Origin of the sequence: Sphingobacterium sp. UBA7855, assembly GCA_002500745.1 — a bacterium.
Classification (GTDB): Bacteria; Bacteroidota; Bacteroidia; order Sphingobacteriales; family Sphingobacteriaceae; genus Sphingobacterium.
The window spans coordinates 207,766-233,664 of record DLST01000011.1 but is presented as its reverse complement, the minus strand read 5'-3'; the positions used below and the strand labels follow the sequence as shown (position 1 = coordinate 233,664).

Annotated in this window: 16 protein-coding genes and 1 pseudogene; 11 read left to right on the top strand and 6 right to left on the bottom strand. The window is 40.9% G+C overall.

What is annotated here, in order from left to right; all coding sequences use genetic code 11:
- Positions 1-161: 161 nt before the first annotated feature.
- From B2107_RS09715 to B2107_RS09690, 6 genes are read left to right on the top strand one after another with little or no spacing between them, the layout of a single operon-like run.
- Entirely contained in the window at positions 162-1,619 is a 1,458-nt protein-coding gene (locus B2107_RS09715; RefSeq protein ID WP_293955420.1) for an aldehyde dehydrogenase (NADP(+)), read from the top strand.
- A gap of 38 nt (positions 1,620-1,657) precedes the next feature.
- Positions 1,658-2,656 carry a 4-hydroxyproline epimerase gene (locus B2107_RS09710; protein WP_293955418.1) on the top strand — a complete coding sequence of 333 codons (999 nt, stop codon included), beginning with the start codon at positions 1,658-1,660 and terminating at the stop codon, positions 2,654-2,656.
- 41 nt (positions 2,657-2,697) lie between these two features.
- The gene (locus tag B2107_RS09705) at positions 2,698-3,963 is read left to right on the top strand and encodes an NAD(P)/FAD-dependent oxidoreductase (RefSeq protein WP_293955417.1); all 1,266 of its coding nucleotides are present in this window, start codon (positions 2,698-2,700) and stop codon (positions 3,961-3,963) included.
- 29 nt (positions 3,964-3,992) lie between these two features.
- Positions 3,993-5,765, top strand: a complete 1,773-nt coding sequence (locus B2107_RS09700) for a DUF885 family protein (protein ID WP_293955415.1) — start codon at positions 3,993-3,995, stop codon at positions 5,763-5,765.
- 6 nt (positions 5,766-5,771) lie between these two features.
- Complete coding sequence (locus tag B2107_RS09695) at positions 5,772-7,175, top strand: APC family permease (RefSeq protein ID WP_293955413.1); 1,404 nt, start codon at positions 5,772-5,774, stop codon at positions 7,173-7,175.
- Between the two features lie 7 nt (positions 7,176-7,182).
- Positions 7,183-9,414, top strand: a complete 2,232-nt coding sequence (locus B2107_RS09690; RefSeq protein ID WP_293955411.1) for a S9 family peptidase — start codon at positions 7,183-7,185, stop codon at positions 9,412-9,414.
- Between the two features lie 252 nt (positions 9,415-9,666).
- Here B2107_RS09690 and B2107_RS09685 read toward each other — a convergent pair whose 3' ends face one another.
- The 3 genes from B2107_RS09685 to B2107_RS09675 all read right to left on the bottom strand — a co-directional run bounded on the left by B2107_RS09685 (position 9,667) and on the right by B2107_RS09675 (position 15,006).
- The gene (locus tag B2107_RS09685) at positions 9,667-11,340 is read right to left on the bottom strand and encodes a M1 family metallopeptidase (protein ID WP_293955409.1); all 1,674 of its coding nucleotides are present in this window, start codon (positions 11,338-11,340) and stop codon (positions 9,667-9,669) included.
- A 22-nt stretch (positions 11,341-11,362) separates the two neighbouring features.
- Positions 11,363-13,537: a S9 family peptidase gene (locus B2107_RS09680; RefSeq protein WP_293955407.1), complete on the bottom strand. Its 2,175-nt coding sequence runs from the start codon at positions 13,535-13,537 to the stop codon at positions 11,363-11,365.
- A gap of 80 nt (positions 13,538-13,617) precedes the next feature.
- Positions 13,618-15,006 (bottom strand): aminopeptidase P family protein, encoded by a 1,389-nt coding sequence (locus tag B2107_RS09675; RefSeq protein ID WP_293955405.1) that lies wholly within the window; start codon positions 15,004-15,006, stop codon positions 13,618-13,620.
- Between the two features lie 504 nt (positions 15,007-15,510).
- Here B2107_RS09675 and B2107_RS09670 point away from each other — a divergent pair.
- From B2107_RS09670 to B2107_RS22000, 4 genes and pseudogenes are all read left to right on the top strand, one after another.
- Entirely contained in the window at positions 15,511-16,395 is an 885-nt protein-coding gene (locus B2107_RS09670) for an AraC family transcriptional regulator (RefSeq protein WP_293955403.1), read from the top strand.
- Between the two features lie 588 nt (positions 16,396-16,983).
- On the top strand, positions 16,984-20,217 hold the full coding sequence (locus B2107_RS09665; RefSeq protein ID WP_293955402.1) for a SusC/RagA family TonB-linked outer membrane protein: 3,234 nt from the start codon (positions 16,984-16,986) through the stop codon (positions 20,215-20,217).
- Between the two features lie 52 nt (positions 20,218-20,269).
- Positions 20,270-21,784, top strand: a complete 1,515-nt coding sequence (locus B2107_RS09660; protein WP_293955400.1) for a SusD/RagB family nutrient-binding outer membrane lipoprotein — start codon at positions 20,270-20,272, stop codon at positions 21,782-21,784.
- 59 nt (positions 21,785-21,843) lie between these two features.
- Positions 21,844-22,005 (top strand): annotated as a pseudogene (locus B2107_RS22000) (transposase); the annotation flags it as partial.
- 475 nt (positions 22,006-22,480) lie between these two features.
- Here B2107_RS22000 and fabF read toward each other — a convergent pair.
- The 3 genes from fabF to B2107_RS09645 form a co-directional block, all read right to left on the bottom strand.
- Positions 22,481-23,719 (bottom strand): beta-ketoacyl-ACP synthase II, encoded by a 1,239-nt coding sequence (gene fabF / locus B2107_RS09655; RefSeq protein ID WP_293955398.1) that lies wholly within the window; start codon positions 23,717-23,719, stop codon positions 22,481-22,483.
- A gap of 61 nt (positions 23,720-23,780) precedes the next feature.
- Positions 23,781-24,374, bottom strand: coding sequence for a TetR/AcrR family transcriptional regulator (locus B2107_RS09650; RefSeq protein WP_293955396.1), 594 nt, complete (start codon positions 24,372-24,374; stop codon positions 23,781-23,783).
- An 84-nt stretch (positions 24,375-24,458) separates the two neighbouring features.
- Entirely contained in the window at positions 24,459-25,085 is a 627-nt protein-coding gene (locus tag B2107_RS09645) for a helix-turn-helix transcriptional regulator (protein ID WP_293955395.1), read from the bottom strand.
- A 187-nt stretch (positions 25,086-25,272) separates the two neighbouring features.
- Between B2107_RS09645 and B2107_RS09640 the strand changes: the two genes are divergently transcribed.
- Positions 25,273-25,899 (top strand): superoxide dismutase, encoded by a 627-nt coding sequence (locus B2107_RS09640; RefSeq protein ID WP_293955393.1) that lies wholly within the window; start codon positions 25,273-25,275, stop codon positions 25,897-25,899.

Sequence of the window (25,899 nt, the reverse complement as noted above, 5' to 3'; positions counted from 1 at the left end):
TTTCTGAACTTTCTGGAAGAAGGTTTAGAAAGTTTCCTTTTTAGGTCGGTTAATAATAGACACAAAGAGCCTTCTTATTTATATTCAAGTCATAAGGATGAAAATATAGGGAAGGTTTTTATTGATTTTTGAAGATACTACTAACAATAACAACAAAAGGAATGGATAGAACGGAAAATGATATTGATTACGTCGTAAAACAGGCGGAGGCTGGATATCAGTTTCTTCAGAAAACTGATGTCACTGAAAGAGCGGAATTAATGTATGCTATTGCCGCTGAGATTGAGGGATTGGGCGAAATATTGATTGAAACAGCTCATCTGGAAACGGCACTTCCTTTGGCAAGGCTGCAAGGGGAAAAGGCGAGAACCGTCAATCAGTGGCGTCGGTATGCCGATGCCGTCCGCACAGGTTTATACAGTGAAGCTCGGATAGATCGGGATCCAAATGGCCAATTTGATTTAAGGAAATATAACAAAGGACTCGGTCCCGTTGTCGTCTTTGGCGCAAGCAACTTTCCTTTTGCTTTTTCAACGGCAGGTGGGGATACAGCAAGTGCCATTGGTGCAGGCTGTTCGGTTATCGTAAAAGCGCATCCCGCTCATCTTAAAACCTCGCAATTAATGGCTGACGCTATTGATCGTGCGGTTTCAAAACAGGGCGTTCCAACTGGTGTTTTTAATCATGTGGTGTCGGATTCTTTTGATACTGGGCAGCAGTTGGTTCGCCATAGCTGTGTGAAAGCGGTCGCATTTACAGGCTCTTTTCATGGCGGTAAAGCCTTGTTTGATCTTGGACAGTCAAGAACCGATCCTATTCCGGTATTTGCTGAAATGGGGAGCGTAAATCCGGTTTTTCTTTTACCGGATTACCTTGCTAACAATCTTGAAGCATTTGCAAAGCAATATATTGCCTCATTACTTTTAGGTGTTGGTCAATTTTGTACCAATCCAGGTGTTTTGGTAAGTGTTGCAAGCCAACAGCTGAATCGACTTAAAGCAGAGCTGAAAAATGAACTTCAAGCTACCGCCACTGGCAAAATGCTGCACGCAGGAATTTTGGATAGCTACAACCGTTTAAAAGAGCAAATGATTCAATACGATGGTGTTCGTATATTGGAAGAAGGGCAGGATAATACAGCGCAAGAATTTGCGCAGGCAATCCTTCTAGAAACGGACGCAAGTGAAGTTTTGGCTAATCCTAAGTTATTGGATGAAGTCTTTGGACCTTTTGGGTTAATTATATCCTGTGCGGATCTCAACGAAATGAGACAGGTAATGGAGCAGCTTGCAGGGCAGATAACCATCACTTTCGCGGCATCGACGCATGATATTGGCGAATGTCAGCATCTTTTTGCGTTGGCACAGGATAGATGCGGAAGGCTTTTATTCCAGGGTATGCCAACGGGCGTGGAAGTACAATATGCGATGCAGCATGGTGGCCCTTTTCCAGCAACCACAGATGCGCGTTTCACTTCTGTCGGACCCGATGCCGTAAAGCGTTTCCTCCGACCTTTTAGCTTTCAGAATTGGCCAAATGAATTTTTACCTAAAGAATTGCAAGATGGAAATCCATTACAAATTGACCGTTTGGTCAATCAGCAATGGACAAAAGCATAATTTAAACGAATGAGCATATCAACAACAAGGAATCAGAAATGAAGAAAACTTTTTTTTGTATTGATTCGCATACCTGTGGTTGTCCCGTGCGATTGGTAGCCGGGGGAGCCCCGTTATTAGCGGGAAATTCCATGATGGAGCGCAGATTACATTTTATACGTGACTACGATTGGATCCGTATGGGATTGATGTTTGAGCCAAGAGGGCACGACATGATGAGCGGAAGTATGCTTTATCCCCCCTTTGATCCGCAAAATGATATCGGTGTCCTTTACATTGAGACCAGCGGCTGTCTGCCGATGTGTGGACATGGAACGATCGGCACCGTGACGATTGCCATTGAGGAGGGGCTCGTTCAACCTAAAGTTCCCGGAAAATTAAGGCTGGAAACTCCGGCTGGACTTGTACATATCGATTATGTTCAAGAGGGACCTAAGGTGAAAAGTGTAAAGCTTACGAACGTCAAATCCTTTTTATATGCTGAAGCCTTAACGGTCGATTGCCCGGATCTAGGCAACATCAGCGTCGATGTGGCCTACGGTGGAAACTTCTACGGTATTATTGATCCGCAGACTAATTTTCAAGATATCAGTTTTTATTCGGCCAGCCAGCTCATTCATTATGGAAAAATAATCCGGCAGCTGCTGAACGAAAAATATTCTTTTGTTCATCCCGAAGATGCCAATATCCATGGGTTGACACACATCCAATGGACGGGCAATCCAAAGCTTTCAAATTCATCCGGACGCAATGCGGTACTGGTTGGCGACAATGCATTGGACCGTTCACCATGTGGTACAGGCACATCAGCCCGTATGGCACAGTGGTATGCAAGGGGAAAACTCAAAAAAGGAACCGAATTTATACATGAAAGCTATATAGGTTCGCAATTTACCGGTAAAATTGAAGCGGAGACATCCGTGGATGGTCGGCCGGCTATTGTCCCATCGATCGAAGGATGGGCACGCATAACGGGCTATAATACCATTTTTTTGGATGATGAAGATCCTTATTTTGGCGGTTTTCAGGTGATTTAATATAGTTGAGGTGATTTAGAAATTAATAAGACAATAGCAACGTGAAAGAAAACAATAGAGGTACAGTTGTCGTCATTGGCGCTGGAATTGCAGGACTTGCTTCGGCCTATTACCTGGTGAGAGACGGATGGGATGTGAAAATCCTGGAAAAAAATACCTTGGATGATAACTGTTCTTATGGTAATGCCGGCATGATTGTCCCCAGTCATTTCACGCCTTTGGCTGCCCCCGGTATTGTAGCGCAGGGGATAAAGTGGATGTTTAATAGCAAAAGCCCTTTTTATGTACGGCCTTCGCTAAATCCACGGTTGGTAAACTGGGGATTAAAGTTTTTAAAACATGCTAATCGCTCACACGTAGAACAACACGCGACTGCAATACGTGATTTGAATCTCTACAGCAGCAGATTATATGATGAATTGGCGCAGGAGGAGGGGTTTGATTTTGAACTGAAGCAGAACGGGATCCTGATGATGTATAAATCCAAGGAAATGCAACATGAAGAGATTGAACTGGCCCATCGTGCCCAGGATCTTGGACTGGATGTCGATATTCTGGAAGGGAACGCTGTCCAGGATTTAGAACCAAATCTGAAGCTGGATGTTTTAGGTGCTATACTGTATCGTTGTGACGGAAAATTATATCCGCAAAAGTTAATGCGGCAATTGATTGAATATTTGAAAGCTGCTGGCGTAGCTTTTTTTGAAAAAACTGAAGTCCATAAATTTATTACGTCCGGAAGTAAGGTGAAAGAGGCAATCAGTGATAAGGGAAGTTTTCAAGCAGATGCTTTTGTATTGACTGGTGGTGCTTATTTGCCACAACTGACTTCAAAATTGCAGTTAAATACACCGCTTATGCCAGGAAAAGGGTACTCATTTATGTATCAGCCCGAGAAAGATAATATACTGAATCATGCGGCATTATTACTGGAGGCTCGTGTTGCTGTAACGCCTATGAACGGCCAGATCCGATTCAGCGGTACGATGGAATTGGGACCAGCAAATGACAAAATTTATGAAAATCGTGTCCGCGGAATTGTAGAATCCATTCCAAAATATTATCCAGAATTGAAGGTCGATTATCCAAGCGAAAAAATATGGTATGGTTACAGGCCCTGCTCGCCTGATGGATTGCCCTATCTGGGAAGATTGAAAAAACTTGATAATGTCTTGGTTGCCGGCGGGGGTGGTATGATGGGGTTGAGCTTGGGCCCTGCCTATGGGAAAGTTGTTGCAGATTTATTGGCAGGACAGAAAATAGAGGCTGAAATCGCTGGTTTTAGGCCGGATCGTTTTGACCGATAAAATAGAGATATAAAACCGACGCCCGAATTATGAATCGTTCTTTTTCTTTTAAAGCTTCCAAAACTTTGTTTTATGGACTACTCTTTCTATTTCCCATCTCCATGCATGCACAGAAGATGAAATTATACGAGCATACAACCCCTATAGAACCTTTTATTGTGCAATATAAGCATGATGTTGAGGCGATAAACTATTTTTATGGCCCTATGCCCAAAGGCTGGGGTAATCAGCAGGCTGCCGCTTCGCCCGAACAGTTAGCACGTCTTCAGCGTTTGGATAACGAATATTTGAACAAGCTGGACAAGTTCCCTTATGAAGAACTCGAAACATCGGGGCAGGTCGACTTTATCTTACTGAAGCGCAAATTAAAAAGTGATCTCCTTTCATTGAAAGAAGATGAGTCGGATTACAACCGGTTATCTGTGTATTTACCTTTCGCACAGCGAATTTTTGCACTTGAAAAGGAACGCCGTAGAGGGGAGCGTCTGGTAGGAGAAGATGTCGCGAAAGAGCTGACGCTGGTTGCTGGTGAAATCGATCGGTCAATAGCTGCGCTTCAAGAAAAGACCAATATTCCTTATTCAGATGTTAACTTTTTGGTTGAACTATTAAATTCACTGGACTTAAGGATCTCCAGCACCTTCGATTTCTATAATGGATACGACCCTGAATTTACATGGTGGGTACCCGCCATATATCAGCAAGTGAAAAGCAAGCTCTCGGATTATAAGGAGAAATTGGCAGCAAAAAGTGATTGGAAAGTGTTTGATGACGGTAGTCAGATTGCTGGTTGGCCTATTGGGGAAAAAGAGATAAACCGAAGACTTAAAGCAGAAATGATCAGTTATACCGCTGCCGATCTTTTAAAATTGGCTCATCAAGAGTTTAAATGGTGTGAGGCGGAGTTATTGAAAGCGAGCCGTGAAATGGGGTTTGGCAATGACTGGCGGGCTGCACAGGAAAAAGTTAAAAACTCCTACGTACCCATTGGACAACAGCCGGAGCTGATCATGAGATTGTATAACGATGCACAGCAATTTATTGAACAAAATAAACTCATGACTATTCCTGATCTGGCAGACGAGACTTGGGGCATGATCATGATGACACCTGAACGGCAGCGGGTCAATCCCTTTTTTACAGGCGGACGGGAAATTAGCATATCCTATCCGACAAACACGATGGATCAGCAGGCGAAATTGATGAGTATGCGTGGCAATAATCCTTATTTCTCGCGAGGCACAGTCCAACATGAATTGATTCCTGGTCATCATCTTCAATATTTTATGAATAGGCGTTACAAGCCTTACCGCGAAGAGGCATTTAACACGCCATTTTGGACGGAAGGATGGACATTGTACTGGGAATTGCTGCTGTATAGCAAGGGATTTGCAAAAACTCCGGAGGAGCGAATCGGGATGTTATTTTGGCGCATGCACCGCTGTGCAAGAATAACCTTTAGTATTAAATTTCACTTAGGGGAGTGGACGCCGCAGCAATGCATCGATTATCTAGTAAACCGCGTGGGATTTGAGTCGGCTAATGCGCACGGTGAAGTAAAGAGATCGTTTGAAGGTTCCTATGATCCTCTATATCAGCTGGCCTATCTCGTAGGCGGCTTGCAATTGATGCGCATCAAAGAGGAGGTCGTAGATCAAGGAAAAATGTCATTTGCTGCATTCCACGACCGTGTGATCAAAGAAAATTATCTACCGATGGAAATGTTGCGAGCAATTATCAAGGGCGAGAAGTTAACCCCCGATTACGAGACAAACTGGAAGTTTTATCATTTTAATAACTAGGTGTTTATGAGTGAATCGAAACAAACTTTTCAAAAGTCTCTCGGGTTACTGGATGCCACTATGCTGGTGGTTGGAAGTATGATCGGTTCTGGGATTTTTATTGTATCTGCGGATATTGCGCGCAACACGGGGTCTGCAGGCTGGATGATGGTCGTATGGCTGATCTGTGGTTTTATGACTTTGACTGCAGCGTTGAGCTATGGTGAATTGAGTGCGATGTTTCCAAAGGCAGGAGGACAATACATTTACCTACGGGAGGCTTATGGGCCAGTGTTGAGTTTTGTATTTGGCTGGACATTTTTTGCCGTTATACAAACTGCGACTATAGCGGCTGTGGGGGTGGCTTTTGCTAAATTTACAGCCTATCTCTTCCCTTCTATGGATGAAGATGTTTACCTGCTAGAATGGTCAGATTATCGGGTATCGGCAGCGCAACTGCTGGCAATTGCCGTCATTATTGTATTAACCTATATTAATTCAAGAGGCGTAAATAGCGGAAAGCGCGTACAGACATCCATCACATTGATCAAGATCGGGAGTCTGCTGCTCTTGTTGCTCTTTGGATTCCTGGCTTTGAAACATGAAGTTTGGACTTGGAACTGGGACAATATATCACTTTGGTCAATGCGCCGTTTAAATACGGATGGAACGTACACATCTTATGATGGATTTTCAGCAATGGGCGCTTTTTCTGCGGCTATGGTCGGTGCACTCTTCAGCAGCGATTCCTGGCACTCATCTTCCGCTGTAGCTGGCGAAATTAAAAATCCACAACGTAATATCGGGTTGAGTCTAGCATTAGGGACTTTACTGGTTACCGTAATCTATCTCCTGACTAATTTGATGTACACCGGCATTTTGCCTTTGGAAGCTATGGTCAATGCACCAAAAGATCGTGTAGCCATGAGTGTCGCACAAGAAGTTTTTGGCCCTTTTGGGATTACTATTATAGCCATTATGATCATGATCAGCACCTTTGGTTGCAATAATGGGATTATCCTGGCAGGAGCGAGGGTGTATTATTCTATGGCCAAAGATGGTTTGTTTTTTAAAAGGGCGGGTAAGCTCAATGCGCATGCGGTACCTGCCTGGGCACTCTGGATACAATGTGTTGCTGCGTCAATATGGTGTTTAAGCGGAAAATATGGTGATTTATTGGACATGATTACCTGTGTGGTCGTTATATTTTATGTACTCGCGATTGCGGGTATTATTCGTCTCCGTATCACACGTCCAGATTTGAACAGACCCTATAAAGCATTTGGCTATCCTTTTCTTCCCATTCTTTACATTCTGATGGGACTTGCCTTTATTGGGTTGATGGTTATTTTTAAACCCAACTATACCTGGCCCGGCATTATCATTGCACTATTGGGTATCCCGATCTATTATTTAATCAATCCTAAGTGAAGAAAGCATGAAGTTTCTTAGTACAGCGGTTTTGTTGTTGTCGGCACAGTTTCTGTTTGGTCAAGGAACTTTGGCAGATTATACACGTGCACAAAACCTAAAAAAACAATTGACCAACAAAATTGAAAATCAGCCCGGCCAATTTTATTGGAATGATAAGGGGGATCTCTTTTGGTACGATCGAAATACGTTGCAGGGAAAAGAGTATATTTTGGTCAATCCCCAGGCAAAAACAAAAGAACAGCTGTTTGATCTGACGAAAGTATTTTCGTTAGTGGATGAAAAATTGGGAAAGAAAATCGAAAATCGTGTTATTTCCAATGATCAGATAAAATTGCTGGACCAGGATCAAGTGTCGCTCGATATCGCGGGCTACCTGTGGATCTGGAACCGCCGTTCCTCGCAATTGAGCCAGGGCGCTGCAAGTGGAAACAAAGATCGAAATACGCGATATTGGGGGCAGCGTGAGCAGGGAAATGCCTATAGGGAAGTCGAATCTCCAGATAAAAAACATGTGGCATTTATCCGCAATAATAATGTATTCCTGGCAAAAAAAGGAAACACAAACGAGGCGCGACAAATTACCTTTGATGGCAACACGGCAAATTATTATAGCAATGATATTCAATGGGCACCAGATAGCCGTAAGCTGGCTACAGTAAAAACTCAAAAAATAGAGATCAGGCAACTGACGCTTATTGAATCTTCTCCGAAAGATCAGCTGCAGCCTAAAATTCAGACACGCGATTACGTGAAGCCCGGAGATGAGCTGGCGCAAAAGCTACCCATCTTATATGATCTTGAAAAAGACCGGCTGTCGGTGTTTGATGCTGCGCTCATACCAAATCAATTTTACCTTTCGGATCTTTCCTGGCGCGATGACAGCAGAGCATTTACCTTCGAGTATAACAAACGGGGGCATCAAGTCTATGGCGTCATGCAGATGGATGCAAATAGCGGTACCTCGAGTTTTCTAATTCAGGAGCAGAATAAGACCTTTATTGATTATAGCGGTAAGAAATACCGGGAGGATCTGGCCGATGGAAAGGAGATTGTATGGAGCTCCGAACGTGATGGTTGGAACCACCTGTATCTCTATGATGGAATTACTGGGAAAATAAAGAACCAGATAACGAAAGGAAACTGGGTTGTTCGGAAAGTTGTGCATGTTGATGCTGAAAGACGAACGGTTATTTTCGAAGGCAGCGGAGTGAATGCTGCAGAAGATCCCTATTTGGTCCACTATTATGCTATCGGTTTAGACGGAAAGGGCTTAAAACTGCTGACCGAAGAAAATGCAAATCATCAAGCTTTTTTCAATAAAGACTATTCGCAGTTTGTGGATACGTATTCCCGGGTCGATCAGCCACCAATTTCAGTATTGCGCGACAAAAATGGCCGTCTTATCATGGAGCTAGAGAAAACAAACAGTAGTCTGCTCGAAGCTGCAGGATGGCGTGCACCGGAAGTTTTTAAAGCCAAGGGACGTGATGGCGCAACGGATATCTGGGGGATTATTATTCGGCCGACGAATTTTGATCCTGCTAAAAGCTATCCTGTCATCGAATACATTTATGCGGGACCGCATAGTTCTTTCGTGCCAAAATCATTTTACAGCAATCCGAGCGGGATGTACGAACTCGCTGAATTGGGCTTTATTGTGGTGCAGATCGACGGGATGGGGACCTCAAATCGTTCGAAGGCTTTCCATGATGTCTGTTGGAAAAATCTGAAAGATGCGGGCTTTCGGGATCGAATTGCCTGGATGCAGGCTGCGTCAAAACAATATAAATACATGGATATCGGTAGGGTAGGGATCTATGGTACATCTGCTGGGGGGCAAAGTTCAACTGGCGCGTTGTTATTCCATCCCGAGTTTTACAAAGTTGGCGTTTCCTCCTGTGGTTGTCACGATAACCGAATGGATAAAATATGGTGGAACGAACAATGGATGGGCTGGCCTGTAGGTCCTGAATATGTGGCTAGCTCGAATATTGAAAATGCCGCTAAGCTGGAAGGAAATCTTTTGCTGATTGTTGGTGAACTTGATGATAATGTGGATCCTTCATCCACTTTCCAATTGGTTGATGCTTTGATCAAAGCGCGTAAGAATCATGATTTTATCATGGTTCCTGGGATGGGGCATTCTTCAGGGGGAGATTATGGTGAACGAAAAAGAAGGGACTATTTTGTAAAACATCTTCTTGGCGTAGATCCACCTGCCTGGAATCAGTATTGATCTTTCATCAGGACAATAATCCGCTAATGCAGGTCTATTTCCTGTTTTTTCTGAACGAGTCTGATCTTATTGTTCAGAAAGAACCTTCAATTTGCTTTTATTGCTATAGATGTCTGCGAAGTCATAAAGGTTTTATTCAAATTTGGAAGAGGTATGAAGCGATAAGAGTGGTTCAAAAACACAGCGCCCCGGAAAGTAGCTAACTTTCTGGGGCGCTGTGTTTATTTCATGTTGGTAACGTTGAAGCTGTTTTTATTCGACCAATACGCCGACATAATAGTTAAACGTATCAATATCGATATTCTCTTTCGTTAAATCGGCCACTTTAATCGGTCTGAAATGTTGGTCCAACTGGATAAGTTCTCTTTTTTGACCTTTTACGCCAATATGTATGGGCATATGGAAGCCTTTGACTTCGCTGATCCAGCGACCCAATATTCTGCCTGAAGGATCTTGTTTGATCTCCAGTGTAGGAATGGCAGTATGTTTTACATACTGTTCAAATACTTTTAACAGGTCTAGACCGGACTGCTGGCTTACGTAGTTGACAACATCAGTATAATCGACTTGTTGGTGATAAAACTTGCTGTTTAATCCCCGGAGGATATCCCGCCACTTTTCATCATTGTCGATCATCGTACGGATCATGTTGAGCATAACACCGCCTTTGGGATACATATCCCCAGATCCTTCTTTATTTACGTGGTAGGGGCCCTGGATGGGGCTATCATTTTGGATCCCGCTCCGGATACCATGGGCGTAAGCTTGGCTGGCTTCCTTACCATAGAAATAGTCGATGAATAAGCCTTCGGAATAATTAGTGAAGCTTTCATGGATCCACATATCGGCCAAGTCGGCAGACGTAATATTGTTGCCAAACCATTCATGACCAGATTCGTGAACCACAATAAAATCCCATTTATTTCCCCAACCGGTTTCTGAAGCATCTCTGCCACGATAGCCATTCTGATAATGGTTTCCGTAGGCGACGGCACTCTGATGTTCCATGCCGGTATGGTAGGTTTCAACAAGTTTATAGCCATCTTCATAGAAGGGATATGGACCAAACCAATGTTCAAAGGCTTCTAAGGTCTGGTTGGCGTTTTTTTGAAGATGGGCTTTTTTTTCTGCCGTATCGTTTTCGCGCAAAATATAGTAGTCTATATCCAATGGTCCTTTTTCACCTTTGTATTTTTCCTTAAAATGAACGTAGTCGCCGATGTTGATGGCGACATTGTAGTTGTTGATTGGATTGGCAACTTTCCAGTGGTATTTGGTGTAACCATCCTTCATCTTTTCTACCTTGACCAAACGTCCATTGGATACATTCATCACCTCTTTTGGGACAGCGATGGAAATCAGCATACTATCCACTTCATCGGATTGATGGTCTTTGTTTGGCCACCAGACACTCGCGCCCATACCCTGGCAGGCCGTTGCCACCCATGGCTTTCCATTGCTATCTTTTTTCCAGTCAAAGCCGCCGTCCCAGGGAGCTTTGACCGCTTCTGTAGGATGACCTTCGTAATATACCGTAAACTCTTCCTGTATTCCTTTCTTGATAGTTGCAGGAAATTCGACAAAGACAGCATTGTGTTCTCTGGTAAAGGAAAGTTCTTTCCCTTTATATACGACTTTGTCTACGTTGAGATTGGCAAAAAGATCAAATTGCAGGCGATTAAAATCAGTTGTAGCCTTGAAACGGAAAAGGTTTGAACCCGAAATAAACTTATTGTCTATATCTACCTTAACATCCAAATGGTAGTATTGGATATCGTAGCAGGTTCGCAGCGGTGACAGATATCCGCGCAGTGAATCCGCTCTTGTGAAGTCATTTTTTTCTTTCATCAGCTGCGCTGCTGATTGCTGTATACCTGCGGTCAGTAGACCACAGGTTCCCAGTGCATATAATAGTATTCTTTTCATCTGTAAATGATAACTATTCGGTCTATCTTCCACCCGGAGGGCAATGTAATTTTAGATAGTTTGTAAATAATGTTTTTAAATGCTCATGCGTACCTTGTCCCTCGCTGATCGAATGGCTGCGGTTGGGGTAAGACATCAACTGGAACTGCACGTTATTTTTGATCAGTTCATTGATCAGGACTTCTGCATTTTGATAATGCACATTGTCATCTCCGGTTCCATGAATATAGAGTAAATTACCTTTGATGTTTTTTGCATATCTCAGCGGGGAGCCATTTTCAAAGTCGGCAAGATTTTCTTGGGGTAGGCCCATGTAGCGTTCTTGGTATACGTTATCGTAAAGTAACTGATTTGCTACAGCTGCAATGGCTATGCCTGTTTTATAGATTTGCGGATATTGGCCAAGTAGGTTAAGCGTGCTTGATCCGCCACCGCTCCAGCCCCAGACGGCCACACGTGAATTGTCGACAAACGGCCATTTCAGTATTTCTTGTGTTGCTAAAGCCTGGTCGCGGATATTGAGCTGTCCGATATTGCGGTAGATGCTTTTTCGCCACAAGCTGCCTTTAGGAGCGGGAGTTCCGCGATTATCCAGAGAAATATAAATGTAGCCATCCTGCGCCATGTTTCCTTTATAAAGACTGTTATAACCTGCACCAAAATTGTCTAATACAGTTTGTGATGCTGGTTCGCCGTACACCATAAAGACGACAGGATATTTTTTATTGGGATCGAAATCAAGGGGTTTTACCATCCAGCCGTCTAACTCAATACCGTCGGTTGTTTTAACTTTAAAAAACTCGGCAATACCATCGCTGACTTTCTTTTCACGTTTAAAATCAAAATCTACGAGCACTTTATGTGTCGGTAACTCAATAACGGCATTGTGTTTTAATGTTGCCCGGTTGCTAAAGTTAAAGATGGCAATTTTACCGTTTTTTGAAATATCATACTCGCAGGTTCCTTCGAATGATGCTGGTGTCAGTCTTTTTGGAACGCCGCCCTTAGTAGAAACACTATATAGATATTTTTGTGTCGCATTGCTTGGAGAGGCCGTAAAATAAATCGTTTCATTTTTCGGATCGAAAAAATCAAGATTGATCATATCGTAGTCCGCTTTCATAACCAGCTTCTCGTTGCCCGATAAATCAATCTGATAGATTTTGCGCCAGCCGTCTTTTTCAGATACCCAGATGAAGGCCTTGCCGCCTTGAACCCAATCCCATCCCGAAGGATCGTTGTTGTTCCACCGAGCTTTGATATCAATCCACGAGTCGCTTTGCTCCTGATGTATGTTTTGCGCTTTATTATCGGAGAGAGCGACGGTATAGATTTTACTCTCATTTTGTTTTCTGTTGAGCTGCTCTAGGATAACCTGCTTGCTATCAAGACACCATTCCATGCGAGGGATATAGTGCTGGTTGGGATCTCCCGGGATATTCAGCATGGTATTTTTTCCAGTGGCAATTTCATAGGTCCATATCGAACAGGCACTCGGCGATTGTCCAACTTTAGGATACTCCACTGGAATGGTATAGGAGTAGAGGCTATCCGTATTGTTGATCATCAGAAAATTACGGATGTTACGGGCATCAAGCTTCCAATAAGCAATGGAAGCACCGTCCGGCGACCAGCGGAAACCATCTTTACAGCCAAATTCTTCCTCGTATACCCAGTCGAAAGTACCATTGATTAAACGATCTGTTCCATCTTTGGTAACGGAAACGATGCTGCCATTAGCGAGATCTTCCACGTAAACATTATGGTCGGCTTTATTAACGTAGGCGACTTTATCTGCTTGTGGGTTAAATTTCGCAAACATCAGTTGTGAGGTCGGGAATTTTTGGCCTAGTTGCTGCAACTGATTGGTCTTCTTGTTGTAAACCCAATAATCGCCTCTTGTATTCTCGCGCCAAACTCTTTTACTATTGGTATAGATCAATATAAGCTCCTTGTTTTTGGAAATCGAAAAATTCTCAACTTTAAGCGCTGTAGTTACCCCTTTTGGAATAAGCGATTGCTGTGAAAGAAAGATGGATCTCATCCCATTTTTAGGGTTGACCATTTCTATTCCCTTGTCAGAAAATTCATAATACTGATCACCCTGATCTGTCCAGAGTCGCTGCGCAAAAATGGAAGCTGGAACCTGAAAAATCAGTAATAAAATAATAAAAATCGACTGTTTAATGCTGTTCATTTGTTTATCTATTTGAGCGTTGTCCCTAAAGTGATCTAAGTTCACTTTTCGGGTTAATTGCTATGTTCGTTATCTGTTTTTTAATTAATTGGATTGTCTTTAAGCTGATATATTTCCTGTATTTCACGTTCAAGGTATTTTCCCAAACGGCGATATCCATCTGTTTCAATAAGATAATTATCTTCAATACGAACCCCGCCGAAATCGAGATGTTTTTTTAAGAAATCATAATTGATAAAGTCTTTGTGTAAATTTTGCTGTTCCCAAAGCTCCGTTAAATCCGGGATAATATAGATGCCGGGTTCAACGGTTAGCACATTGCCAGCCTCCAATTTCTTACCTAGCCGCAGTGATTTGATTCCAAAAGTCTTGGTCTCTTTTGGCTCAGCTTCGGTATAACCTACATATTGTTCACCAAGATCCTCCATATCATGCACATCAAGACCGAGCATATGGCCAAGTCCACATTGAAAGAAAAGCGCATGCGCGTGATTCATGACCGCATCTTGCGCGTTGCCTTTCATAAATCCGGTTTGGATAAGTCCGTCTACAAGTGCTTCACAGGCTTTTAGATGTATTTCTTTAAAACGTATTCCGGATGTCAGCAGCTGTTCAGCAGATTTAAAAGAATGTAAAACAATCTGATAAATTTCTTCTTGCAAACCTGTAAATCGTTTTCCTACAGGAAAGGTTCTGGTTAGATCAGAAGCATATCCCATAGCAGTTTCAACGCCGGAATCATTGAGGAGAATATTACCTTCATCAAGTTGGTGAAATTGCATATGATTGTGCAGAATTTCACCTCGTTTTGTAACTATCGGAGGATAGGAAAATGGGGCTCCTTGATCTTGCGCAAAATGTTGCATAGCATTGCTGATCTGATATTCATAACAACCAGGTTTTGTCATTCGCATAGCTATGCGATGCATATCGACAGCGATATCTACCGCCTTTTCTAGTTCAGCGATCTCTTCTTCCGATTTGATGCTACGTTGAGCAACCACGGCTTTAATTAAAGCGACCGAAGGTGCTAGCTGACTGACAGATCGGCCAGTTATTTGTTGAAGTAATAATTTGTTGTGCGATTGATAAGGAGGAAGGTAGTGAATTCCTGCTTGCGTTTTCTTGTTAAGATAGTCGAAGAGTTGATTGAATGGGAGGACTGTACGAATACCCGACAGTTCTGCTTTTTCCGCTAAAGTTTGCTGCTGGCCCATCCACACAATATCGTCGATCGTCATTTCGTCCCCAAATAGGATAGTCTCATTTTTTTCAATATCCAATACAGCAGCCAAACCTGGACTTTTTATTCCTATATAATATAAAAAGCTGCTGTCCTGACGAAAAGGATAGGTGTTGTGCTCAAAATTAATCGGGTTTTCAATGTTGCCTAACAAAAGAATTTTGCCAGAACTGACGGATGATAACAGTTTATTTCGGCGGTGAAGATATATTTCTTTTTTGAACATAAATTTTGGAAATTTTAGAATGTAATGCTTTTTATTTTGTTAAAGCCATAGATTTTTGAAATACTTGTGATTTGCAATTGGCTTGCCCCTTAGATGTAAATTGTCGAATACGAATATCGTAAAATTTAAGCGCTTCAAAACGATTTATTTAAGAGGTCTATCTTTGATAGTGCAATTTTTGCTATTGTTACAAACGAATAAGATTCATTTTTATACACTTTAAAGAATCAAAAATGAAATTTAATAAAGTTCTATGTTTCTGTGGAATTCTAATTATCACAATTTATCAAAGTCTAATTGTATTTTAACCCATTTTTTTAATATTAAAACGTTTTTAATAACAATTATACTTTTCTTTAGAAGATTTGTTAAGGATTATTAAATATTGTCGGATTCTAAACATATTTTAGTATTGTAATTTTAAGAACAAACTAAATAGATTGTTGTTGCTTTGCAGTTGCTATATTTATGTTAACTAAACAGTAACATAAACTAAACATACCTATGAAAACGCTCCAATTTAATGTTCCTACCATGCGAGGCCAAAGCCTTACTATTCAAGAAGATGTTTTGGAAAATTTCTACCCTCATTTTCATCGACATCAAGAAGCTCAATTAATGTGGATAAAAAAAGGCAAAGGAGTTTTGATTGTTGAAGATACCTTACACCCCTTTAAGGAAAATGATATTTTCTTTTTGGGTGCAAACCAACCGCATGTGTTTAAATCGGTCTCTCAGGACGGTTTTTCAAATGAATCTCGCTCTGTTTCCATTTTTTTCGATCCAAACGGAAAGCTTAAATCCCTATTTTCCCTGGACGAATTTGAATCGCTGCATCAATTTATCTGTAGTAACTCCAGAGGATTTAAAGTCCCCGAACCTTATTTTGACCAGATATCACAACGAGTTTGTCAGTTGAAATCTGCGAATCAAATGGACATGTTGATGCATTTTTTTTATCTATTGAGAACGTTAGCAAATATTTCAAGGGGCGCCGATGCGCTTTGTAACGAGCGTGTGGAAGCAGGCTTTGAAACAGTGCATGGATCAAATCGCATTCATTTTATCTGCAACTATATCAGAGAACATTATAGAGATGAACTGAAGTTGGAAGAAGTTGCTGATCACGCCAATCTTACGCCACAAGCTTTTTGTCGCTATTTTAAAAAGCATTGTGGGGTTACATTTGTCACTTATCTTAATCGCATAAGGGTCAAAGAAGTGTGTAACCAGTTAAATGAAGACCACTTGGACAGTGTTTCTTTTATTGCCTACAACTGTGGCTTCAATAGCATTACCAACTTTAATCGCGTATTTAAACAAATCGTCGGCTGCAATCCAAAAGAGTATGTCCAGCAGTACAAACAAACGCTATATGCTATGATCTAATGTTAGTCGAAAAGACAGGATGAAGGATATTTAAGCTATTAAATATTCTTCTATTTGCTCGCTTTGATTAGATAGCTATTAAAATCCAACGATACTAAAATCTCATTAAATTGAAATGCTAAAGTTCTATTTAATGGGATTTTCAGCTTCTTATTGATCTATCTATTTCGTAAGGAACGCATGTAGTTTACAAATTTGATGGTAGCAATTGGTCGTCTCTACCTATTGTTTTTTAAAAAAAAATATTATTTTTTTCTTAAAAACCTTCAAACAAGTAAAGTTTTTATTTTTTTTATTGTTTTCTTTGAAAAATAGCTTGTGAGATTAATGTGTTTTAATGTGTTTTATTAAATCTGTGCTTTTATTAGTTGTTTTATATAAGGAAAAAGCTATTTAATGCCTTTTGGAGTGTCTTTTTTGGGATATGTAAGTGGTACGGAGCTTTTTTTGTTGCGAACATGTTAGTTATTTAATACTTTGGGTTAAAAATCGGGTAATAATGATCAATATTCGGTTATCAATGCAGACTAAGTACCCCTAACTTAGTTTTTGTAAAAACACTAAAAACTAACATCTGAAACTAAACTTATGAACAGAAGAAGCATTGCTATGCTAGCCGCTACCGTTTTGGTAAGCTCGGCGGTATATGCGCAAACAGTTTTAAAGGGGAAGGTGGTCGACCAAGATGGAAAGCCAATACCCGGAGTTACACTGACACTCAAGGACGGAACAGCGACACAAACAGGACAAAACGGCGAGTTTACGATTAACTACAAGCAGGCAGGGACTTTAAGCGTTTCGGCTATTGGTTATGGTCGTAAAGAAGTGAATTTAACCAATCAGAGTACAATTCAGGTTACATTAACGACCGATGAGCGCAGTTTGGACGAAGTTGTGGTAACTGCGATGGGCATTACCCGGGAAAAAAAATCGTTAGGATATGCGACTCAGGAATTGAAAGCTGCAGTTTTGACTGACGCAGGAGCAAACAGTTTAACAGGAGCTTTGGCGGGTAAGGCTGCTGGTGTCCAAGTAAACCAATTTGGTGGAGCAATAGGATCCTCAGCTCGTATTTCCATTCGGGGAAACTCTTCTCTGCAGGCAGATCAACAGCCGTTAATTGTTGTCGATGGAGTGCCAATTACAAATAATGCGCAACGTTCGGGTGATAATACCTACTCTGGGGTGGATTATGGTTCGGGATTAAATGATATTAATCCGGATGATATCGAAAGTATCAATATTCTGAAAGGTGGAGCTGCTGCACTTTATGGTATGCGTGCCGGTACAGGCGTTATTATGATTACAACTAAATCGGGAAAGCGGGCGGAGAATGGAGTACAAATATCCTATGATGGAAATTTTTCCATTGATCGAGCAGCTAATTTACCCAAATATCAAAATTTATATGGCCAAGGTTCCAGAGGGGATGAATACAGTTATAAAATTAATGGCGCTGGCATGTCGTATCAGGATTATGTATTGAAGAAATCATTTAGTTATGTTGATGGGACAGGAAGTTTTGGTACAAATGACAATATAGATGAATCCTGGGGAGCAAGATTGGATATCGGATTAAAGGTTCCTCAATTTAATAGTCCTGTCAATAATGGGGTGCGCGAAGCTACTGATTGGATTTCCCATAAAAATAACGTTAAGGATTTTTTTCAGACAGGTTTTTCCCAAAATCACAACGTTTCTTTACTTTCAAAAACAGATCGTTCATCCACGAGAGCTTCCATTTCTTTTCGTGATCAACGCGGAACAGTGCCCAATACCGATCAAAAGAAATATACGGCACAAATAAATAATAATTATAAAATCAGTGATAAAGTTTCATATGATATTATGAGTAATTTCACACGTACTGAAAGTAATAACTTAGTCACGCAAGGTTACGACGGTGCCAATCCAATGAATGGCTTGATTTGGTTCGGCCGCCAGGTAGATATGCAAGACCTGAAGAATAATTGGGATCAGGTAGATGAGCAGGGTAACTATACCTATTACAATTGGAATTCCGTGTACCATATGAATCCTTACTTCACGATGAATAAATCGCAAAATGCCTTGAAGATAAATCGTGTATTTGGAAAGACATCTTTATACTATCAACCTTTTGATTTCTTAAAATTTGAAGGTCGAGTCGGCTTAGATTATTATAATACGAATATATTTGAAACCACCTATTTTAACTATGACAATAAAAACGGTAAATTCAATCAAATAAAAAATAGTAATTCTGAATTTAATGCCGATTTTATTGCAAACTTTAATAAACAATTTGGCGATTTAAGTTTGACGGGAATTTTAGGCGCCAACTATCGGGATTATCAATATGAAACCAACACCTTGGGTGCTAAGGGGCTAAATGTGTTAGGGGTTTATACCATTACCAATAAAATTGGAGATGCTTATACCGTTATGGACCATTCGAAAGGCCGGTCAAATTCTGTTTATGCACAGGCTAGTTTAGGCTGGCGTGACGAATTATATCTGGATTTGACAGCGCGGAATGATTGGTCTTCAACCTTGACGAAATCCTTCTTTTACCCTTCGGCGAGTTTAAGCTGGCTGCCAACAGCAAGTTTTGAAGGGCTAAAAAGTGATTATTTAAATTTCTGGAAATTGCGCTTAAATGTAGTTAAGGTTGGTAATGCAACGCGTCCGTATCAAAACGGAAATTACTACTATGCGCAGACCGATTCCTATAATAATTTAGCGCAGATGTATAAGAGCATGACGTATGCAATTGAGGGCTTAGAACCCGAAGCAATTACTTCATACGAAATCGGAACGGAGCTGGGCTTATTCAAAGATCGCTTACATCTTGATTTTACTTATTATAATAAAACAAATAAAAACCAACTACTTCAAGTATCCACATCCAATGTGGTGGGTTTTAGTTCGATATTCCTAAACGCTGGTGAAATTAAAAGCAAAGGCGTTGAATTGCAATTAAGAGGCGATATCCTTAAAGGTGGTGACGGTTTGAATTGGACAACAACAGTTAATTTTTCTAAAGACAATAATTTAGTTGTTGAACTATATCCACAATTGGATTTAAAAGATTATAGGCTTGGCTGGACTTGGGGGATCTCCAATATGGCATCTGTTGGAAAGCCATGGGGCACTTTAGTCGGATCTGGTTTTGATCGTGTTGAAGACGGACCAATGAAAGGAGCAATTAAAATAGGAAAAGAAGGAACAATTGCTAATTCTTTAGATGCTCAAGATATCGGTAACGTGGTACCTGATTTCTTGGCTTCTATGCGAAATGATTTTACCATCAAGGATTTTAGATTTGGCTTTATGCTTGATTTTCGAAAAGGTGGCGATATTTGGTCTCAAACAATGGCACATGGGTATAATACAGGGATAGCATCAATTACCGCAGCAGATGGAATTCGTGAACGTGCTATTTTGGCAGGTAGAGATGTAATGAAAAATGAACGCTTTGCTATGTCGGACGGAAATAATGGATGGATAGAAAACACCATTGAAACTAATGCACAAGACTGGTATGAAAATAACAGCATTGCAGAAACATTTGTTTTTGATGGTTCATTCTTAAAGTTGAGAGAAGCTTATATATCCTATAATTTACCAAAAACTTTATACAGCAGAATAAAAGGGATAAAACGCGCAAATGTTTCCGTTACCGGGACAAATTTAGCGCTTTTATGGGTGCACAAAAGCAATACGATGCGCTTGGATCCGGAAGGAGGTGGTGTATCAAGTGATTCAAGAGGAGTTGGTTTTGAACAAGCGGGCGTGCCAAATTCAAGAAGTATAGGTCTTAAACTGGGTTTTACATTTTAATTTTTAAAGATATTTTGAAACTTGAAAATCGAAAACCAAAAAAAATATGAATATGAATGCTTTAATAAAAAAACTAAAATATACACCTATCCTAGTCGCTCTTTTAGTATCTGGATGTACCAAGAATTTTGAAAAAATAAATACAGATCCGGATGCTTTACACGATGTTCCTCCTCAAAATATGTTGGTGAATGTGATGCGCTATGCCGGAGACCAATTCGGTGGCGATGTAGATGGCTATGGTACCTTTGCCGGCTATATTGTTAAAATTCAATATCCGGACGATTTAAGCGGGTTAACACCTTCGAATAATACGTATGGAAATCGTTGGGCAGCCTGTTATTATAATATTACCCAAATGCTTGATTTGTTGAAAAAAACGGAAAAAAATGCTGAAGGGTATAAAAATACCCGCCTCATTGCCAGAATATGGAATAATTATATGTGGTCGTATTTATTGGACGGTTGGGGAGATATTCCATACTCAGAAGCATTTCAAGGACGTCCCGAGGATGGCTCGATCTTGAAAGCCAAATATGATAAACAGGAAGATATCTTCCCTGCAGTATTGGCCGACCTTAAATCAATTGCGGATGAAATGGCGGCAGGGATAGGAACGGATGAAATGGGGGATTATGATGTGATCTATGGAAAAACCAATAGTGGAAGTGCGGATATAAAGGAGCAAATGCTAAGGTGGCAAAAATTCTGTAACGCGTTGCGCTTACGGATGGCCATGCGTATTTCTTCTGTTGCGCCAGCATTAGCTAAATCGACTATTGAGGAAATTGCCGGTAATAAAGAGAAATATCCTGTTATTGAAACAAATGCAGAAAGTTGCCAAATGTTTTTCCCTGGCACCTTACCTTATATGGAACCTTGGTATGAATCCGGCATTTACGGTAGTCGTATTAACAATTGGGGAATGTTTGATATTTTTATCAATCATTTATTAGAGACCAAAGATCCACGTATAGCAGCCATTGCACAAAAGAATAACGCAGGTAAGTATATAGGATTTATAAATGGTTCAAAAGACAATCCGTCGCCAGCAACCTCAATCTCTTGGATTGGTCTACATTATATTAATGATCCTGCCGGAGCAGTACCCTTCTTTAAAGCCTGTGAAACCTACTACATTTTAGCGGAAGCAGCTTTATTAGGATATAATGTAGGGTCGCTCACAGCGAAGGATGCGTATGAAAAAGCCGTTACACTTTCGATGCAAGATAATAACGTAGCAGCAAGTGATGTAGCAAATTACTTGGCTGGTGAGGGTAAGTTTAACAATACCAAAGAACGTGTTTATTGGGATATGTGGGTGGCTTTATTTAAGGAGAATTATGAAGCTTGGAGCTTATATCGCCGTACGGGTATTCCAAATACAAACTATCCTTCGCTCATTCAGAAGTTTAAAGAACCTCACACCGATCAGCCGTTCCGTTTACCGTATCCAAATAATGAATATTTGTATAATGCAGAAAATGTTAAAGCTGCAGCGGCTGGAACAGTCGATTACAATTGGGGTAAGCGGTTATGGTGGGCTAAAGATAATGGCAAAGAATAGTTTCACATGTTTATTTTTACGCAGCGGGGTAACTTCGGTTATCCCGCTGTTTTTTTATGATTTCTTTTGATTCGACACCGTTCAGGAGTTGCAAGAATAAGCGGATTAAGGCGAGCAGAGGGTATTTAAAGGAATAGCCGAAGTTGGAAAATCTACAATGGGATGGCTACAAGCTTCATTTAGTCATCAATGATAGGGGCGGGATTTTGAATGTTCTGATTATGGCATGGACGCAAGACCTCTGCTTCGCTATCGTTTCGTGTCTCCTCCGATACATCACCGTATCAGAGTCTGGGTGTATCCGTGGTAAGAGCGACATGAGTCCGTGGTGAGTCCGAGTTATACTCGGAGATAAGACAGTAGCATGGCTGTCAGAAAACGCTATTATCTGCTCCTAAGTACGAATAAGACCCGAAGATGCCTCGAATGAACTTCGAAGAAGGGGGTAAATAGTAGACACTATTGAAGATCCTCAACGGATTTGTATCTGGTAAATGGATAAATGGGCCAAATAGTTTTGTCGTATCGGTTAAAAATAAAAATTCTAGTTTGCTGATAACAAGAATTGAACAGGCATAAAAAAAGGTTTTCAAACGGGGAGAATGAAAACCTTAAATAACCAATTATAAACCTAAATTATGATACAACAAAGATAGTGTGTTTATTACACTTTGTCAAGAATTATTTCAAAAAAAATTAAATCTTTTTGAAAACGATACTCGAATTGTGCCCGCCGAAACCAAACGCATTGCTCATCGCAGTCTGAACAGTTTTTTCTAGGGGCTGATTGACGACAATGTGAATTCCCTCGGGAATTTCGGGATCGATATTTTCGATATTAATTGTTGCCGGAATTACATTATTGTTGATGGATTTTATGGCAATGATTGCTTCGATAGCACCGGCTGCCCCAAGTAAATGTCCTGTCATTGATTTGGTAGAACTGACCCATAGATTATTTAGCTTTCCAAAAGCTCGTTGTACGGCTTTAAGTTCGGCGATATCTCCAACTGGCGTTGAAGTCGCGTGGAGATTTAAATAGTCGAGCTCACTGGTATTAATTTTAGCCTCCTCCAAAGCCAGAGTCATGGCTTTTGCTGCGGCTATCCCTTCGGGATGAGGGGAGGTCATATGGTAAGCATCTGCGGTCATTGAAGCTCCGACAAGCTCCGCATAAATTTTTGCGCCTCTTTGCTTGGCATGTTCGTATTCTTCCAAGATGAGTGCTCCAGCTCCCTCACCCATGACAAAACCATCACGATCACGGTCAAATGGTCTGCTTGCGGTCTGGGGGCTATCATGCCGGCTCGACATGGCTTTCATGGCAGAAAAACCGCCAACGGAAGCCGGGGTAACGGGGGCTTCGGAACCGCCGCTTATAAAGACTTTGGCTTTGCCGAGCCTAATGTAATTAAAAGCATCCATAAAGGCCGTATTGGATGTGGCGCAAGCCGATACGGTCGTGTAATTGATTCCTTTTAAACCATACTTCATTGAAATCATGCCTGAAGCCATATTGACGATAAGTCTAGGAACAAAGAAAGGGCTGAATCGTGGTTTGTAATCTCCCGTTACGTAACCTTCTACCTCTTTTTCGAAAGTTTCCATTCCGCCCTGACCAACACCCCAGATGACACCGATGTCAAAGGGATCCATGGTATCGAGATCTAGTCCCGAATCTTCCATTGCCTGCGCTGCACTGTATAACGCATATTGCGTAAAGAGATCACTCCGTTTAATCTCATTTCTATCTAAGTATTTTTCAGGTTGAAATTGCTTAATTTCACTTGCAATCTGTGTTCGAAACAACGAAGCATCAAAACGGCTAATAAGTGTTGTGTGGTTTTCGCCTCGCAAAATGTTATCCCAAAATATGTCTATGTTTTCTCCCAGCGGGTTAATTGTTCCCATGCCGGTAACTACAACTCTTTTCATCTCTTTTTATTTTATTATGTGCGCAATAATATACCGATTGGTATTTAGATTTTAAAAAAAACTAGCTTTTGATTTCCCGATCCACCATTTCCTTCATTTTGTCCAATACAATGGCAAGATCTTTTCCGCGTCCGGAAATCTTGGAAAGCAAGATTCCGCCTTCGACCATGGCCATAAAGGTGATAGCATAATTTTCAGCAGAAATATGCGGCTTAAATTCACCGCTGGCAACTCCTTCTTCAAGAATTAGGATTAGCCGCTGCCTCCAAAGGTCAAAGGAACGTTTGACTTTAGGCGTTAAAAAAGAAAGCGAATCATCAGCCTCCACGGCCGCATTCATCATGGGACAGCCCCCTGAAGCTGCGATATTTTTGAAATTGTCCTTGTAGAAATCTAGAAAAGACAAAAGCTTCTTTAGCGATGTTTTTTGCTGTATAATCTGCTGATTAACAGCTTCTGAAATTTTTCTGCTCTGATAGGTATAGACATGGGTAGCTAGGTCATCCTTGTCTTTGAAATTACCGTAGATACTTCCTTTTGTTAAACCTGTCGCTGTCGTGATGTCCGAGAGCGAAGTTGCAAAGTAGCCTTTTTTATTAAAGATGGGCGCAGTCTTTTCAATGATATATTGTCGTGTCTGTTCTGCTTTTGACATGTAATTCCTGTTCATTTAATGCAAATATAAAAAATACTTTTTGGTATATTAATAATTTCTGCAGGAATGCCTTAGAAATTGGTTTTATTTTGCCTTTGAAATGCGATAGGTGCAGCGGGGGGCATTTTCGATGATGTATTCTGTTCTACAGATACGATATGCCGGACCGATGAGTTGCTGAAAATTATTCAGTTCTGAACGGCAAAATCCCTGACATTCGGTTGCTGCTGCACATATGGGGCAATGATTTTCAATGAGAAGATAATCGTCAGCCTCTCTTTTCCATTCTGCCATATAACCTTCCGCCGTTCTTTTTGCGGCTATAATTTCAAGTTTTTTTTCGATGGAGTCAATATCCGATAGTGCGTCAGTATATTTTTGATATACCTTAGACTCCCGATCACTGATAAGTAGATCCAAAGCATTCTCGCCAAGCACTTGTTTAATCGACTGCAACAATTGTACTGTAATGTCGGCGTGACTATCCGGAAATCGTGCCATGCCCTGTGGTGAAAGACTGTAATAAGTCGAAGGGCGGCCTATACCTTCGCTCCGGGCATTGGAGACAATCAGGTTTTGATTCGCCAGGTTCAATAAATGTTTACGGGCCCCTTCTTTTGTTATAGCCAACTCTGTTGCAATCAAAGCTGCAGTGGCTTCTCGGCGCATTTTTAATAACATTAATATTCGATCAGCTGGATTCTTCTGCATTTGGCAATAAAAAAGTTGTTTTATATAACATCAGCAAAGGTAGTGTTTTTATTTTTTGTTCTAAAATGTGTTTCAAACACAGGTTTATCCTTTTTGATTTATTTTTATGACTTTAATAAAACAACAAATTGGTTGTTTTATTAAGTTTGATTCTCTAGTTTTGACTTATCATAAAAACAATAAAACTATGCACAAATTTCAATTACCCCAGTTAGGATATGCCTATGCGGCGCTTGAACCCTATTTTGATCGCGAGACCATGACGATTCATCATCAAAAGCATCATCAAGCTTATGTTGACAATCTAAATAAGGCATTGGAAGGAACAGCAAGCGAAGCTGACGATCTATTGGATATATTAACAAGCGTAAGTAAATATAGCCCAGCAGTCCGCAATAACGGCGGCGGTCACTTTAACCATACGCTATTTTGGGAAATTTTATCGCCCAATCCAAAATCGGTACCCACAGGGAAGTTAGCCGATGAGATAAACGCTGCATTTGGTTCTTTGGAAGAGCTCAAAGCCCAGATAAAAAATGCGGGTCTTGGGCAGTTTGGTTCGGGCTGGTCTTGGCTCTATGTAAAACATTCTGGCGCCTTAGCTATCGTAGCTACTCCCAATCAGGATAATCCGCTGATGGATACACAATCGATCGGCAGAGGTTTCCCTATTTTGGGAGTCGATGTTTGGGAGCATGCGTATTATTTGAAATATCAAAATAAAAGAGCCGATTATTTGGATGCATTTTGGTCGCTTTTGGATTGGTCTGTTGTGGAACAAAAATATGAGACGGTAATCGCTAGTTTGGTATAA